Origin of the sequence: Vibrio zhugei, from assembly GCF_003716875.1 — a bacterium.
GTDB lineage: Bacteria > Pseudomonadota > Gammaproteobacteria > Enterobacterales > Vibrionaceae > Vibrio > Vibrio zhugei.
The window spans coordinates 176,693-192,921 of sequence record NZ_CP033078.1 but is presented as its reverse complement, the minus strand read 5'-3'; the positions used below and the strand labels follow the sequence as shown (position 1 = coordinate 192,921).

The 16,229-nt window shown below is 47.2% G+C and carries 16 protein-coding genes; 7 read left to right on the top strand and 9 right to left on the bottom strand.

Translation table 11 applies throughout. The features are described from left to right. Nucleotides 1–216: 216 nt before the first annotated feature. A complete protein-coding gene (gene zntR, locus EAE30_RS05970) occupies nt 217–615 on the bottom strand; it encodes a Zn(2+)-responsive transcriptional regulator (RefSeq protein ID WP_123017275.1) in 399 nt (132 codons plus the stop codon). 242 nt (nt 616–857) lie between these two features. On the opposite strand from zntR, the gene purH reads away from it, so the two are divergent. Together purH and purD are read left to right on the top strand one after the other, a co-directional pair. Beyond that, a complete protein-coding gene (gene purH / locus EAE30_RS05965; protein WP_123015157.1) occupies nt 858–2,450 on the top strand; it encodes a bifunctional phosphoribosylaminoimidazolecarboxamide formyltransferase/IMP cyclohydrolase in 1,593 nt (530 codons plus the stop codon). 101 nt (nt 2,451–2,551) lie between these two features. Then, nucleotides 2,552–3,838: a phosphoribosylamine--glycine ligase gene (gene purD, locus EAE30_RS05960; protein WP_123015156.1), complete on the top strand. Its 1,287-nt coding sequence runs from the start codon at nt 2,552–2,554 to the stop codon at nt 3,836–3,838. A gap of 97 nt (nt 3,839–3,935) precedes the next feature. On the opposite strand, the gene EAE30_RS05955 is transcribed toward purD, so the two are convergent. The 3 genes from EAE30_RS05955 to EAE30_RS05945 all read right to left on the bottom strand — a co-directional run bounded on the left by EAE30_RS05955 (nt 3,936) and on the right by EAE30_RS05945 (nt 6,064). Next, a complete protein-coding gene (locus tag EAE30_RS05955) occupies nt 3,936–4,643 on the bottom strand; it encodes a DUF1481 domain-containing protein (protein ID WP_123015155.1) in 708 nt (235 codons plus the stop codon). A 56-nt stretch (nt 4,644–4,699) separates the two neighbouring features. Continuing rightward, on the bottom strand, nt 4,700–4,972 hold the full coding sequence (gene hupA, locus EAE30_RS05950; RefSeq protein WP_077313765.1) for a nucleoid-associated protein HU-alpha: 273 nt from the start codon (nt 4,970–4,972) through the stop codon (nt 4,700–4,702). 504 nt (nt 4,973–5,476) lie between these two features. Beyond that, nucleotides 5,477–6,064, bottom strand: coding sequence for a YjaG family protein (locus tag EAE30_RS05945; protein ID WP_123015154.1), 588 nt, complete (start codon nt 6,062–6,064; stop codon nt 5,477–5,479). A 132-nt stretch (nt 6,065–6,196) separates the two neighbouring features. Here EAE30_RS05945 and EAE30_RS05940 point away from each other — a divergent pair, with 132 nt between their 5' ends. The 4 genes from EAE30_RS05940 (at nt 6,197) to EAE30_RS05925 (ending at nt 10,196) form a co-directional block, all read left to right on the top strand. Next, nucleotides 6,197–6,802: a uracil-DNA glycosylase family protein gene (locus EAE30_RS05940; protein ID WP_123015153.1), complete on the top strand. Its 606-nt coding sequence runs from the start codon at nt 6,197–6,199 to the stop codon at nt 6,800–6,802. Between the two features lie 237 nt (nt 6,803–7,039). Continuing rightward, nucleotides 7,040–7,240: a DUF1656 domain-containing protein gene (locus EAE30_RS05935; protein ID WP_123015152.1), complete on the top strand. Its 201-nt coding sequence runs from the start codon at nt 7,040–7,042 to the stop codon at nt 7,238–7,240. 8 nt (nt 7,241–7,248) lie between these two features. Next, the gene (locus EAE30_RS05930; protein WP_241967714.1) at nt 7,249–8,118 is read left to right on the top strand and encodes an efflux RND transporter periplasmic adaptor subunit; all 870 of its coding nucleotides are present in this window, start codon (nt 7,249–7,251) and stop codon (nt 8,116–8,118) included. An 11-nt stretch (nt 8,119–8,129) separates the two neighbouring features. Beyond that, complete coding sequence (locus EAE30_RS05925; RefSeq protein WP_123015151.1) at nt 8,130–10,196, top strand: FUSC family protein; 2,067 nt, start codon at nt 8,130–8,132, stop codon at nt 10,194–10,196. A 125-nt stretch (nt 10,197–10,321) separates the two neighbouring features. Here the strand turns inward: EAE30_RS05925 and EAE30_RS05920 are convergent, their stop codons facing one another. Then, nucleotides 10,322–11,320, bottom strand: a complete 999-nt coding sequence (locus EAE30_RS05920; RefSeq protein WP_123015150.1) for an alpha/beta hydrolase — start codon at nt 11,318–11,320, stop codon at nt 10,322–10,324. Nucleotides 11,321–11,513: 193 nt separating this feature from the next. Further along, nucleotides 11,514–12,341, bottom strand: coding sequence for a UTP--glucose-1-phosphate uridylyltransferase GalU (gene galU / locus EAE30_RS05915; protein ID WP_123015149.1), 828 nt, complete (start codon nt 12,339–12,341; stop codon nt 11,514–11,516). 392 nt (nt 12,342–12,733) lie between these two features. On the opposite strand from galU, the gene wecA reads away from it, so the two are divergent. Next, nucleotides 12,734–13,819, top strand: a complete 1,086-nt coding sequence (gene wecA / locus EAE30_RS05910; protein WP_123017273.1) for a UDP-N-acetylglucosamine--undecaprenyl-phosphate N-acetylglucosaminephosphotransferase — start codon at nt 12,734–12,736, stop codon at nt 13,817–13,819. Between the two features lie 108 nt (nt 13,820–13,927). On the opposite strand, the gene tnpC is transcribed toward wecA, so the two are convergent. From tnpC to tnpA, 3 genes are read right to left on the bottom strand one after another with little or no spacing between them, the layout of a single operon-like run. Next, on the bottom strand, nt 13,928–15,481 hold the full coding sequence (gene tnpC / locus EAE30_RS05905) for an IS66 family transposase (RefSeq protein WP_123015148.1): 1,554 nt from the start codon (nt 15,479–15,481) through the stop codon (nt 13,928–13,930). Nucleotides 15,482–15,540: 59 nt separating this feature from the next. After that, entirely contained in the window at nt 15,541–15,894 is a 354-nt protein-coding gene (gene tnpB, locus EAE30_RS05900; RefSeq protein ID WP_164711805.1) for an IS66 family insertion sequence element accessory protein TnpB, read from the bottom strand. Further along, complete coding sequence (tnpA, locus tag EAE30_RS05895) at nt 15,891–16,211, bottom strand: IS66 family insertion sequence element accessory protein TnpA (RefSeq protein ID WP_123015147.1); 321 nt, start codon at nt 16,209–16,211, stop codon at nt 15,891–15,893. The genes tnpB and tnpA overlap by 4 nt, the downstream gene beginning before the upstream one ends. Nucleotides 16,212–16,229 lie beyond the last annotated feature (18 nt).

Sequence of the window (16,229 nt, the reverse complement as noted above, 5' to 3'; positions counted from 1 at the left end):
TTTTTTTAGCAGAATAATACATATTCATAAGGTCAATAATTAGAAGTTAAGCCAAATATAATGATAACTGCATGAATTTATTGGTCAAAAAATCATAAATAAAAACATAACCGTAACAACTTACTACATATATCCACATCACATCGCAAGACATCTCCCCCCAGTATTCATGGCCGTGTGGGGAAACAACCCCCGTTGAGACAGGCAAGCGGTGGACTACTCTAACGCCGCCAAAATCGAACAATGACTCGCATCCTGCTCAGTTTTTCCGCAGCATGCATCATTAATTTTTTTTAAGGCATGACGAATACGCTCAAGCTCTTGCAACTTATGGTCGATCAACTGAAGCTTCGCCGTCGTGATGGCTTTCACTTCTGCGCAGCTGTGTTCCGTCACCTCTAAACGGATATCCAATAACTCTTTAATGTCATCCAAACTCAGCCCTACGGCCTTCGCTTTTAAAATAAACAAGACTTGATGTTGATTCTCCTCGTTATACAAGCGATATCCTGATTCACTGCGCCCAGCTGGCACGATCAAACCGTGCTTTTCGTAGAACCTCAGCGTGTCGGTCGACACATCGCACCGTTTTGCTAATTTACCAATCTGAAACATGGCTAACCTCAATATTAATTCAATGGCATTTTTCACTTGAAAAATTGCGTAATTGCGATTATTTTCGCATGCCAAACGATTGCGCGAGATCTTTAGTAGGAAATTAGTTAGAATACGCGCATAAAAAATTCTGGGTTGAAGGTGTTTACCAAAACAACGTCGCACCACTTTGCGACCTATCACTGAACGTTTTGGCAAATATCTTTCATCATAAACTCCATGAATTTGAGGAAAAGGGAAGCATGAAGAACGCTCGTCCAATCCGTCGTGCACTCATTAGCGTATCAGATAAAACTGGTATTGTTGAGTTTGCTCAAGCGCTAGTAGAGCGCGGTGTTGATATCTTGTCGACTGGTGGCACCGCCCGCCTACTGACCGAACAAGGCATTGCAGTTACAGAAGTCTCTGACTATACCGGTTTTCCAGAAATGATGGATGGCCGAGTGAAAACACTTCACCCGAAAGTCCATGGTGGCATCTTAGGGCGCCGTGAACAGGACGAGTCAATCATGGAACAACATGATATTCGCCCTATCGATATGGTGGTTGTCAATCTCTATCCCTTCGCTGACACCGTCGCGAAAGCAGGCAGCACACTCGAAGATGCCGTGGAAAACATCGATATCGGCGGACCGACCATGGTGCGCTCAGCCGCTAAAAACCACAAAGACGTCACCATTGTCGTCAACGCTGATGATTATTCCCGTGTAATCGAAGAAATGGACGAAAACGACGCCTCGCTGACCCTCAACACGCGTTTTGACCTTGCGATTGCCGCCTTTGAACATACCGCGGCTTACGATGGGATGATTGCGAACTACTTCGGGACAATGGTGCCCTCGTACGGTGACAATAAAGAAGGCGACGAAGATTCCTCTTTCCCTCGCACCTTCAACATGCAGTTCGAGAAGAAGCAAGACATGCGCTATGGTGAAAACAGTCACCAATCTGCGGCCTTCTATGTCGAACGCCATCCAGAAGAAGCCTCCGTGGCCACCGCAAAACAGCTGCAAGGTAAAGCGCTCTCTTATAACAACATCGCCGATACGGATGCCGCACTCGAATGCGTCAAAGAATTCACCGATCCGGCCTGTGTGATCGTCAAACACGCCAACCCATGCGGTGTGGCAATAGCAGACACGATTCTAGAGGCCTATGACCGTGCCTTTAAAACCGACCCGACGTCGTCATTTGGTGGCATTATTGCCTTCAACCGCGAACTGGATGCGGACACCGCCAAAGCGATTGTTGATCGCCAATTTGTCGAGGTCATCATTGCGCCGAGTATCGCAGCGGAAGCAATTGAGATTGTGGCCGCGAAGAAAAATGTCCGTCTGCTTGAATGTGGTCAATGGACCACGAAAACCACCGGGCGCGAAGTCAAACGCGTGAACGGCGGCCTATTAGTGCAAGATCGTGACCAAGGGATGGTCGCTTTAGACGATTTGACTGTCGTGACCCAGCGTCAACCCAGTGAACAAGAAATGCAAGACGCCCTCTTCTGCTGGAAAGTGGCTAAATTCGTGAAATCGAATGCCATTGTCTACGCAAAAGACCATTCCACCATCGGGGTTGGTGCAGGCCAAATGAGCCGCGTGTACTCAGCAAAAATCGCCGGCATAAAAGCGGCCGATGAAGGGCTGGAAGTCGCCGGAAGCGTGATGGCATCCGATGCCTTCTTCCCATTCCGTGACGGCATTGATGCCGCTGCAGAAGCGGGGATTACGTGTGTCATTCAACCGGGCGGCTCTATTCGCGATCAAGAAGTCATCGAAGCGGCAGATGAGCACGGTATGGCGATGATTTTCACTGGCATGCGCCACTTCCGCCATTAATATTGGCGTCGTCACTCTCAGGGGGCAACCTCTGAGAGTGTCCCGTTTTAATAAAGCATAAATAAAAGAGCTGCAAGTCCTCACTGCACAAGGATTGAAAGATGAATGTATTGATAATTGGTTCCGGCGGCCGTGAGCACGCTTTAGGATGGAAAGTGGCACAAAACCCCGCGGTCGACACCGTTTACATCGCCCCTGGGAATGCCGGTACGGCTCTCGAGCCAAAACTTCACAACGTCAATATCGCTGTTGATGACATCGATGGCCTCGTCGCTTTTGCCAAACAACACCCTCTAGCCATGACGATTGTTGGCCCAGAGGCTCCATTAGTTCTTGGCGTTGTGGATGCTTTCCGAGCGGCAGACCTGCCGATTTTTGGCCCGACGCAAGCAGCGGCCCAGTTGGAAGGCTCTAAAGCGTTCACCAAAGACTTTCTTGAACGTCACCACATTCCAACGGCGGCCTACGCGAATTTCACCGAGATTGAACCGGCCTTGGCCTACGTTCGTGAGCAAGGCGCCCCCATTGTGATAAAAGCCGACGGTCTCGCCGCGGGCAAAGGCGTGATTGTGGCGATGACATTGTCGGAAGCGGAAGAGGCAATTAAAGACATGCTGGCAGGCAATGCCTTTGGCGAAGCGGGAAGCCGCGTCGTCATTGAAGAGTTCTTGCAAGGCGAAGAGGCCAGCTTCATTGTGATGGTCGATGGCCAACATGTGCTGCCTATGGCCACCAGCCAAGATCACAAACGTGTCGGTGATAATGATACCGGCCTGAATACGGGAGGCATGGGAGCCTACTCTCCCGCCCCTGTCGTGACCGATGAGATATACGCTCGCATCATGAAGGAAGTCATTTACCCAACCGTAGAAGGCATGGCGGCCGAAGGCGCTCCTTATACTGGCTTCCTGTATGCCGGGCTAATGATTGATGCCTCAGGCACACCGAAAGTCATTGAGTACAACTGTCGCTTTGGGGATCCAGAAACGCAACCGATTATGATGCGCCTGCAATCGGATCTGTTGGAACTGTGCCAAGCGGCGCTGGATGGCAAACTTGACCAAGTCGAATCACAATGGGATGAGCGTGCCGCCGTAGGGATTGTCCTTGCCGCTGGGGGTTACCCTGGGAGCTATCAAAAAGGCGATGTTATCACTTTGCCTGACAATGACGCTCAAGAGCAAAAAATCTTCCATGCAGGAACGAGCACCAACAATGATGGGCAGGTTGTGACCAATGGCGGGCGTGTTTTATGTGCCACCGCGCTAGGCAACAGTGTACAAGACGCCCAGCAGCGGGCTTATACCCTAGCCAAACAGGTTTCATGGGATGGCATGTTCTATCGCACCGATATTGGCTTTCGCGCTATTGCTCGGGAACAGCAGTAAAACAGTAGAGTCATGTCGTTTAATTCACTCATGACTCTACCAAGAAAAAAGGACGCGACCGATGGTCGCGTCCTTTTTTATCATTAACCTTTTATCATTAATCTTCGTCTTCTGGGTCACTGAGTGGCGTCACACATTCATGATGGCTATCTTCGAACATCAGCATCGTCTCTATGCGGACGGCCTCTTTGCTTCTTTTACCAACAAACGCGATATAGCTATCTGAGGTCGCCAAGCGTTCTATCACCGAGGCTGGCACAGTATGATTATACGTTAGTGTGTGCGATACCTGTCCGTCACAACTTTCAAAGGTTTGTCCGTTCCAATACCCCTGAATCAAACTGACCCCTTGCTTGTGATCGCTGGTAGTAACTTTTAAAACACTACGGGCTTGTTGCCGGTATTGATCAATTTGCTTTTGCGATAACGGGAATACTTTCCCATCGACTCGATAACGCTGATAAATCGCATCACCGTGAGTATCGAAGCGCAATAATGTTTCGAAAGGAACCACTTCACCTTGTTGGAGCTGTTCGCCATGACGCGACACTTCTCTCACAACATCATCAGTCCACTCATACGTTGTTTTATAATGGTCGCCATTGTCGGCTGCCACATAATCTGCAGCATGACTGACCCCGTTTTTATTTTGCGTCACCCAAAACAACTGCGCCGTATGGTCACCACGCTCTCCTCCGCTTATTACCTGCTCTGAGTTCGATGCATTAGAATCACTCAAACTGCTGCACCCAACTAACAAGGTCAACACCGCACAGCAAGTCAGGGGAAAACGATATTTTTTCATATAATTAACTACGTCGGAAGAATGACGCCGAGAACCTCGGCGTCAACAAGACCAATTTATTTCACAGAGTCTTTTAGTGCTTTACCAGCAACGAAAGCGGGAACGTTCGCGGCTGCAATTTGGATCTCATCACCCGTTTTAGGGTTACGGCCAGTACGTGCTGCGCGGTGATTAACTTTGAATGTACCGAAGCCGATAAGTTGAACTTGGTCGCCTTCTTTTAGAGCGCCTTCTACTGCGCCTAAAGTAGCTTCAAGAGACGCTTTTGCTTGTGCTTTTGTTAGGTCTGCTTTTTCTGCGATAAAATCGATCAATTGAGTCTTATTCATTAGGTTTCCCTTCTTTATAGGTTATCGAGTTAGGTTCACTCTAAAACATAAATAGCCCGTATGGCAAAGGTTTGTCGACTAAGATCAGTGACTCTGACGCACTTTTGACCATAATATGAGTGGGATCTCACAAATTGGTAATCCTTGACCATTTTTCTTGGCTAATTTTGACGCAATAAATGGCGAGGTGACCCAACTCGACTGTCGGTTCAGCCCAATAATGGCCTGTGATTTCATCCATTTCCTAGCGAAAAATGATGACAATTGGATGACACAACTCATGGCATTATCGACCAAGAGAAAATAGGTAAAACGTGCGTTATATCGCGCATCTCATGCAAACACCAGAAAAGTACCACTCACGCCCAAACACGCTCTCATGACGGGTCAAACCGAGTGAATATACGATCAAAGACTGGGCCTCGAAAGACCACAAACACAACAATAGGAAAACAGAAGGGGTTCCCCCGTCGCACACCGGAAGGGGGAAATAACGCGGGACGGTTAGACGCTCATACCAATATTGCTCACGCCTTCATCGCGGAGCTCTTGGCGTAAATCTTTAATCAGCTCAATATCGCGCTCTTTGGCATCTTTTAAAGGACGGAAAATGGCCCATTGCACATCCCACTCCGCACAGACCGTCTCATTCTGTTTTTGATTATCATTGGTGATGACCTCAGAACCTTGCGCTTCTTCCAGTTGTACCACCGTGCGCAAAGACACTTGGCTGACATTCATCACCGCATCAAGCAACCCATCACGATCCAATAAACCATGCAGTAAACCGGCTAAGGCTTCACAGGCATCGATCGCCGGATAGACCGCATAAAAATCGTATTCTTGAGAGTCAGGAATAATATCTTCCAGCTTCTCCAATTGGCGTTCAAAGTTGATTTTGGCATTTTTCACCGTCAACAATTCCCACACACTGTCTAGTATCTCGCGGTACACCCGAGCGCCAGAAAAATCAGTGTGATGACAAAAAACGGCGTAGTTTGGATACATGCGTTCACATAAGCTCGCCATAAAGGTAATCTGTTGCCAAGGTTCGAACTTCTCAAGGCGAAGCTGCAAAGGGTTTTGTAGCATAATCACTCAATTCATAATCAAAAATAGACAGCGGCAGTTTACTGGATAACCAGTAGGGAAAAAAGCAATAAACCGACCATTTGTTCTCGGTGTCGCGTTTTCTTTCTGCGCTTTCATGGCTAAGGAGACTCTATGTCTGACCTCATTCCCACTTACCCGGAAACGTTCAACGAGCTTTTAGAGCGAATTACGCACTGCCAACGATGCGCAGCATCTTTACCTCTAGGTCCGCGCCCAGTGATTCAAGCTCATCAACAAGCACGTATTCTTATCGTCGGTCAGGCTCCGGGACTGAAAGTACATAAGAGCGGCATTCCGTGGGACGATGCCAGTGGTGATCGCCTCAGACATTGGATGGGGACCGATAAAGACACGTTCTATAACCCACAAAAAGTGGCCATTTTACCGATGGGATTTTGCTATCCGGGCCGAGGGAAAAGTGGCGACTTACCCCCTCGTAAAGAGTGCGCGCCACAATGGCACCCAGCCTTGCTGGAGCATATGCCCAACATCGAAATTACGTTATTGGTGGGCCAATACGCGCAAAACGCGTATTTACCAACCCCCCATCCGAAAACCGTAACAGACACAGTAAAACAATGGGAAACCTGGGCGCCGACGATCATACCGCTACCGCATCCATCGCCGCGTAATAATATCTGGCTGAAGAAAAACCCTTGGTTTGAACAAGAACTGGTGCCATTTCTTGCTCAAACCATTCACCAGTCACTTGCGTAAAGCGAAGAAACACTTGATTAGAAGATGGTTCAGGGTTAAAACTATATCGTGCTTATTCTATCAATAATAACTAACCGCACATCATGCAGTATTGTTCGTCTCGCGTATTTATCGTCTATTCCTTTTTAAAGCTTGGTTATTCTCAGCTCTCTTTACCTATTTAACACAATATGAACACCCATCAGGTAAAGTAGTCGATATGGGTGTCAATAAACCACTAGAATGGGATTTTCCAATATGTTTCAAGAATTAGCACTGGGTGGTTTATTATTTAGCCCCTTGGTTCTATTTGCGCCGCTGGCCTTTATTCTGTCTTGGGTAACGCGCTTTACCCTGTATAGAACCGGCCTTTACACAAAAATTTGGCGAGTCGCTTGGTTTGAAGTCGGCTTGTATATTTGCTATTTCGCACTCATTGTTTACTTACTCGGGAGCTAACCACCACCATGATGAAAAAACCTTTACGTATCTCCCTGACTATCATCACTATCCTTGTTGCGATACTCGCTGGCCATTGGGTCTGGCAACATTATCTCTACTCCCCTTGGACTCGTGACGGCAGAATTCGTGCGGACATCATCACCATTGCGCCAGATGTCTCCGGCTGGGTGACGCATCTCAACGTCAAAGACAATCAACATGTGCAGAAGGGCGATGTTATTCTCACCATTGATGACACCCGCGCAAAAGCCACGCTAGCGCAACTTGAAGCGCAAGTCGAAGGCAATCGCTATGCGTTTGAACTCGCCAAGCACAAATATCAACGCCGAGTGGAACTTAGCAAACAAGGCAAATTGATCTCTGATGAAACCATCGAAAGTGCGCGTATTCAAGCCAAACAAGCAGAAGCGACACTCAAGCTGAGCGAAGCCAAATTGCAATCGGCTCAAATCGACGTAGAACGCTCGGTGGTCAAAGCGCCACAAGAAGGCTCCATCGTCAATTTATCCCTGCGTGAAGGCAACTACGTAAGCAAAGGCAAATCGGTTCTGTCTTTGGTTCAAAAAGGCAGTCTTTACGTCACCGGCTACTTTGAAGAAACCAAAGTACCAATGATTCATGTCGGACAAAAAGCCACCATCACATTAATGAGCGGTGGTAAACCCTTAACAGGCAAGGTCACCAGTATTGGCAAAGCCATTGCCGACTCCAACACACAAGGCAATAGCCAGCTACTACCTCAAGTACAACAAACGTTTAACTGGGTGCGCTTGGCTCAGCGTATTCCTGTCGACATTCAACTGGATCCGACCCCAGATGATGTCAATCTCAGCGCAGGCATGACCGTTTCTATCCAGTTAAAACAGTCTAAATAAGCGATATTAGTATGCAGGCGTTGTTTAACAGTATCTTCTTTCCCGAATCTCATTCGGTTAGATTTGCCATAAAAGGCGTCATTGCGATGGCGCTTTCTCTTTACCTCGCAATGTTCCTAAACCTTGACAGACCTTATTGGGCATTAATCGGGGCGATTTTTTTGCAAATCCGTCCAGAAAGCGGACTGGTCATCGAAAAAGGGCTGTACCAAATTTTGGGCACCATTGTCGGGGGGATATTTGCCATTGTCCTTTTAGAGCACTTCTCCGCCTATCCCTATATTTCTATTGGCTGCTTAGCTGTCTGGCTCGGTATTAACTCAGGCCTATCTGCGCTCGTGCGCCGCGTTAACCTGATTTATGCTTTTGCCATGGCAGGCATGACCGCGTGTTTGATTGTACTCTTAGTGATGATCCAACCGTCCCAAGCCAGCAGCACGATGATCTTCGCCACAGCGCAAGCTCGTATGAGTGAAATCATCGTCGGGGTGATTTGTGCGGCTTTAGTGAGTACCTTGATCTGGCCGATCAGCGTCAGTTCCGTGTTACGAGGCCATGCGCGGACCACCATCAATAAAACTTTGCATTACCTTTGCATTGAACTGGATCCCAAAGGCTCACACGAAGCACGCCATGAAGCCATCGATAGTATTTTAGAATCCCTGACCGCACTCAATGATGATTCCACCGCCGTCACCTATGAGGGACCACTCGGTCCCGGACGCAGTCGAGCCTCGAATCTGCTGTCCAATAAGATCCTGTCGTTGCTGTCACTCATCCAGATTTTCGGGCGGGTACAACGCAACCATCCCGAATTAGTCTCGGAAAACTTATCGCATATCATCGATAACATGCACAGCTACTTCGTGCGTATTTCTCAGGCCGATAACTTTACAACCTGCCACCAGCTGGTACAAGAACTGCGCCGCGAGCAAGTGTATTATTCGAATAAGTCGACGGGGAAATCGGCCTTAGAAGTTCGCTTACTCAAAATTGCGTTAGAGCTCACCGCCGATTTAATCGTCATTCTCAAAAGCTATGACTCACTGACCAGTGATCGCCAAATTCTCTTAAACGCACCGCGTATCAAACCGCACCACGATCCACTCGTCGGTGTGACGACAGGATTACGCAGTGCCATCATGTTTTTGGTCGGTGCCAGCTTGTGGATAGGCACAGGATCGAGCGCCGTGTTAATGATGATGATTCTGCCCGTCGTGTTCTCCATCATGATGGCGCGTTTACCCATGATGATTTTGACCTTGGTGCTGCGCCGTATATTGGTCGGATTATGTTTTGCACTGCCGTTAGCGATTTTCTATGCGCTTCCCTTATTAGCCGAAAGCTCTGGTGATTATGAACTGTTAGTTCTCATTCTCTCCGCGCCATATTTTGTCGGTTTACTCGCGCTCTCTAATCGGCCGACCTTGCCTTATGGGTTAGGTATTTTAATTCCTTTCACCATTTTTGTTCGTCCAAGCCCGGGGATGTCACTATCATTTCAGATCGATTCGACCGTCAGTTACGCGCTCGCGATTTTTGTGGGGGTCAGTTTATTGTATTGGCTGTTTAAACTGATTACGGGCCCGAGCTTACAATTGATGATGAACCGACTCATCAACAACACGTATCACGATTTAATACAACTGCCACAACAAACCAAAGGCGATATTTGGTTTAACTCACGCATGGGCGACCGATTGCTACGGATTTCAACGTATGAAAAAGGGATGACGAAAACCCGCAATATTACGGATTTGGCGCTGACTGCGCTCAATATCGGGCATGTGTCATTACGGTTAAGAAAAGTGATTCAGGGAAACTGTAGTCACCGCTTTGATGAGAGCCTTGATGAGCTCCAGCAAGCGCTGGCCGATGCGTTTTATCGTTGCTATCACGGCTTGCATACCAGTGACTTTACCGAAGCAACCGAGTATCTGTTTAGCAAACTGCCGCAAGAAGAGTTTACCGAAGAACAATACGAACTGATTCGTGGCAGCTTTGAGCGCTTGTCCTTAACGCTTGCTCGCACATCGGAAAACATTGCCCAAGACTCAGGTCATCAACACAACGCCTAAGCGCCGACGCAACCAAAGCACGCTAACATTCCTCTCCCAGCTCTCTCCTTTTTAGGGGAGAGCTGGAGAGGTCACCATGCCAGCACGACGACAGTCAATATACAGTACCGCAGCGCACCATAACCTTACTCATCAGTGGGACTGACTGAGGATGAGTTATCCATTTCATTGGGTAACCAGAAGGCAGGTGCGACAACGCCATGATCTAAAATTCCCGCCATATGCTCAATGATGGGACTGACTTCCCCTTGTGCATTAGTAAGAAAATAGGTATGCCCTTTGGAATCAAATCGAGAATTAAACGCATCACAATCAATACTGAAGACGCGCTGAGATGGCAGCAATTGAGGTTGGGCGGGACCGGTCATACCGAGTCGGCGACTCGCTATCCGGTTTTTAAGGTTGGCGACTTTCGAGGCCGACATCGCCCAATCATCGCTGGCATAATAAATCACGACATTTTTAGCACTGTCAGGCACGTACTCACCTTTGTGGCCGCGTTCTAACACGCGATTATTCACATCGGCCGCAATCATGAAGACATTTTTAAACAGCATGGGCATGCCACCGTAACCATGGAAATCCACCCAATAATGCAGCGTATTGACTAACACGCGATTGCCCATGGAATGCGCCAGGACATTCATGCGTCGTAAACAAGGCTTCGCTTGCTGCTCAGGCGCATGCCGCCATTCATCGAACATATCAAGTAAACGACTAAAGGCAATCCCACTGAAATCCGCCGAGCGTTGATCATCCCAATAATCATCTAAAATTTGTAGCGGAGCATCATCATCACAAGGCCAAATTAACGGAATCACACACACTCGCTGACGACCATCACTATTGAGTAGCGCTTGTAAGGTTTCCGCTTGGCTAAAAACATCCGGCTCCATGTTGCAATTGAAACCATGGATATAAAAAAGTAATTGCGAGGAATCCGGCAAGTGTTTGAGGCGAGAAAAGAACGCGTCAGACATGATTTCTTGATACTCATCCACGCCATGACGTTCACAAAAATACAGCCACTTCGACACATCCGTATTTTTGTAATCAAAATCAATCCGCCGCCCCGCGCGCGAACGTGCCGACTGCTTCGGCATGCGGTTAGTAATAAATAACATGTCCTTTCCCTAAAAAATCCCTATACATCAGATAGTAAAGCGAAAAATAGCCATGTCATCCGTTTCAACGTATTTTGCGAGCCAGCCTCCAAAATCGCCAGGCCTGTCATGCATCATTGCACAGTGTCGGTTTGCTCGACATTAAAAAAGGAGCCTAACGGCTCCCTTTACAATCGTTCAATACCACTTGGCATTACGCTTTGTTATAAATATTGTCATAACAGAAGTTTGTGGCTTCAATGTAGCCCTCAACACTGCCGCAGTCGAAACGCTCGCCTTCGAATTTATAAGCCAATACACATCCCGATTTGGCTTGTTTTAATAACGCATCCGTTATTTGGATTTCGCCGCCTTTACCCGGTTCGGTTTGTTCGATCAAATCAAAAATATCCGGAGTCATAATATAACGACCGATGATCGCCAAATTACTTGGCGCAGAGCCTGGATCCGGCTTCTCGACCATATCATCCACACGGAAGATATTATCTTTAATCATTTCACCGGAAATCACACCGTATTTGTGAGTTTCAGACTCTGGCACTTCTTGTACCGCTACAATAGTACAACGGAACTGGTTATACAGCTCAGACATTTGCGCCAACACGCCTTTTTCTTCATTGACACACAAGTCATCGGCCAATACCACCGCAAACGGGTTATCTCCGACTAACGGCTTGCCAGTAAGAATCGCGTGTCCTAAGCCTTTCATTTCACGCTGACGAATGTAGGTAAAATTCGCCGAGTTCATCAAACCGCGGATATCACCCAATAATTCTTCTTTCTTAGTACCAGCAATCTGCTGCTCTAGTTCGAAGTTCATATCAAAATGATCCATAATCGCATGTTTTCCGCGACCGGTCACAATACACATATCTGTCATGCCTGCATGAATGGCTTCATCCACACCATATTCAATGAGCGGTTTATTCACGACCGGCATCATTTCTTTGGGCATCGACTTGGTCGCTGGAAGAAAACGTGTTCCGTAACCCGCAGCCGGGAAGAGACATTTCTTAATCATTCGTTATCACCTTAATTCTGACGTGACCGCATTATTGCGAACTTTTGTTAGCAAAACAAACGCTTCATGTAATCTTTTTGCTATTTTCTCAACAAATCAACACCAGTGCATCGAATCGAATATGACATTTTTTTAGGTGTATCATTGATATTTGGATTAAATATCACATCTTGCCATTTACCAACTTAATGATGACATTTCTCGGTGACCATACACCTACCCTAAATAGGTAGGCTATCGTGTCTCATATTTGAGAATGGTCAAGAATAAAGCAGATAGGTACCTGAAGGAAAAGGAACTCGCTTTCTTCCCCGACCTAATCGATATAGAATAACGTACTACTACAAAAGGGGCAGAAGCCCATTAACAAATAACTTACGTTGGCTAATATTATGATTATGGAAATAGTGATAGTGTTCTTTTTATCATTTACTTCCCTGTTTATCACAAGGAAGATTGCTAAAAAGATAGGATTGGTAGATAAACCCGATTTTCGCAAACGTCACAAAGGCGCAGTACCACTCGTTGGTGGTGTCGCACTGTACCTCGTTACCTCATTATATTTATTCTTCAACCCAAACTCACTCGCTCACACCGGTCTGTATTTCTTTTCCATTACCAGTTTGATCATTGTGGGCGTACTGGACGATAAGTTTGATATTAGCTTTAAGTTACGCTTAGGGGTGCAAGCAGGACTCGCGATTTTGCTGATGACACAAACTGGGCTGAGTCTTGATAACCTGGGTAACCTGTTCGGTTACGGTGACATCACTCTGGGATACTTTGGTTATCTGTTTACCATTTTTGCGGTTATTGGCGCAATCAACGCTTTTAATATGGTTGACGGTATTGATGGGCTTCTAGGCGGTTTATCAGTAGTAACCTTTAGCGCACTCGCGATTATGTTAAGCCTTTCTGATCAGCATTGGGCCATGGGGTTATGCTTCGCCATCATCGTAGCAATGGTGCCGTATATTTGTATGAACTTAGGCATTCTAGGGCATACCCGCAAAGTGTTTATGGGAGATGCTGGCAGTATGATGATTGGTATGACCGTAATTTGGTTGTTAATTGGGGCCAGCCAAGATAACGGCCATGCCTTGATGCGCCCGATTACTGCAGTATGGGTTATCGCGATTCCGCTGATGGATATGGCAGCCATCATGATCCGCCGCCTACGTCGTGGCCACTCACCGTTCAAACCAGATCGTGGACACTTACACCATATTTGCCAACGCTTAGGATTAAGTCCGCACCAAACGCTCGCATTTATCTGTACTATCGCGGCAGTATTTGCGGGTTTTGGTATTTACGGAGAAATTGCCAACATCAGTGAGCAAGGCATGTTTATCACTTTTGTTATTTGCTTCCTTATCTACGCATTCACTTTGGCATATATCTGGCGAATCACTGCGTTTATCAAACGCCTAAAAGGCAAAGAAAAAGAAGTGTATATCGAGAGCCAACAAGGTATGTAATTTTTCGTGTTATCTAATAAAAACGCCCCATCCTAGGATGGGGCGTTTTTATATATAATGCTATGGAGCTTCATATCTTGTAAGCGCCCCATGAACCCACGGGGCGTTTTAGTGTGAGAAGTTCCACGGAAGAAGTGATTCGATGTCAGGCTCTGCTTTCGCCAGCTCTTTCATGCACTTGACCATGTAATCGTAGAGAATGAGTCCATTGGCTTTAGCCGTCTCGATGATGCTATAGAGTAACGCACTGGCATCAGCACCTTTTGATGTGTTGGCGAAGAGCCAGTTCTTTCGGCCAATGACCATCGATTTGATTGCACGTTCTGCTCGATTGTTGTCGATGGATAAGTGCCCATCATCCACATAACGCACCAACTTCGGCCATTGACCCAAGGTGTATTTAATCGCTTTACCCAGTGGGCTGGATTCGAACACCTTTTGTGTCGTGAGCCATTGATACAGGTCGTCCAATATCGGTTTGGCGTGTGCTTGTCTCTCTGACCAACGCTCTTCGGCTGATGACTGTTTTAAGCGAGCTTCAAGCGCATAGAGTTTTTGGATTTTCGCCAGCGCGATATCCACTTTCCCAGTCTTGCCTTTTCCCTGGAGCTTTTTTGCCTCCATGAACTTACGGCGAGCATGAGCGAAGCAACCGACGTTCGTCACTTGAGTGAGACCATCGTACGCGGCATAACCATCGGTTTGCAGGTAACCCGAGTAATTTTCCAAGAAGTCCATTGGGCACGCTCTCGCGCGACTGTTTTGATAGTCGTACAAGACGATGTTTTTCATATCCGGTAAACACGCTTGCGGAGAGTCAGCGCCTGAGCAATACAGCCACATGTAACTGCGCTTCTCTTCTTGCAGCACATTCAATGGGGTTTCATCGGCATGCACCACCACTTGCTCAAGTAAGTGCGTTTTTAAGGCTTGGTACAAGGGTTGGAACTTCTCGCTCACTTGGATAACCCAGCGAGCCATGGTCGTTCGTGATAAGTCGATGCCCGATTGCGTGAACAAGGTTTCTTGTCGATACAGCGGCAAGGCGTACTGGTATTTACCTAAGATGATATTGGCCAGCAAGCTTTCTGTGGCGAAGCTTTTGGGGATGATGCTTTCGGGTACTGGCTGTTGGTGAACTGGGTTAGTCTCACTGTGTTGCTCACAATGACGGCACGCGTATTTAGGACGAACGTAGTCGATAACGTTGAGTATCGCAGGCGTGAACTCCAGTTTCTCGCTACGGTCTTCCCCGATTTGATGCAGAGAATGTTGGCAGCAAGGACACTGTTTATCGTGCTCGTCCAGGTCAAGAACCACGGTTTCGCGAGGTAAGTCTTTCGGTAATGGCTGGCGTTTACCACGGCGCTTTGTTGTGGTCGTCGTGGTCACCACGTCTTCGTCGACGTTCTCCGCTTCGCATTCCACTTCATTAAAGAAGTCGCCCTGAGCTTCGTTATACGGTTTTAACGCTTCAGAGCGTTTGGCGAACTGGCGGTCAAGTGCCAGTTTGAACTGCTCAATCAAGGATTGGCGTTCTTGTTGCCATTGTGATTCTTTTTGCTGCCAAGCTTCTTGCTCAGACATCAACGCCTTCACCATCGCTTGAAGTTCCGCGATGTTTTGGCTGTCTGGATTGATGTCGGGGGTCGTCTTTTTCATGGTATTCATTGTACTGAATACCGATAAAAAAGGCTTGGTTTATCTGACTTTTATTGCCATTAACCCATTGTAAAACTGTCGATTTTTACCGATTTATGGCCGATTATTGTGAAGCCAGAAAGCAGTCTGTCGAGGTCAAATTGCGTTAAGGTAAACACCGTATTTTTCTCTTGCGTGGGCCACTTAAACTTGGCTTTTTCGAGGCGTTTATACCAGAGCGCATAACCCGTTTGGTCCCAATACAACACTTTTATTTTATCGCGTTGTTTATTGGTGAAGAGGAACAATGCCCCTGAGCCTAGCTCAAGTTCGGTGTCGGATTCAATCAACAGTGCCAGACCATTGATAGACTTTCTGAAATCGACAAACTCGCGATATAAATACACCACTGGCGCGGTCATCATGCGTTTCATGATAAGGCTCCAATCAACTCAGCAAGATAGTATGGTGGCGTGCCTTGAGGAATACTCAATTCGACGTTATTTGCTATCAAAGTCATGTTCGCCAACGACGTCTGGGTCACCTTGCGACACGTAGTCTTTTCAATAATGTCGGCCTTAACGAAGCCACTCTGAGTTTGGGATGGGCTAACACTCAGCTGCTGCCGCTTGGCGTAAAATGTCGATACGCTAATGTCGTGTTTTTGGCAAAAAGCGTGTTGTGTGAGCGAACTGGCTTGGCATTGCTCAATCAGAGAAAGCCATTCTTGGTCGGTGCGTCGTTTGTACATATCACATCTCCTTTGGAT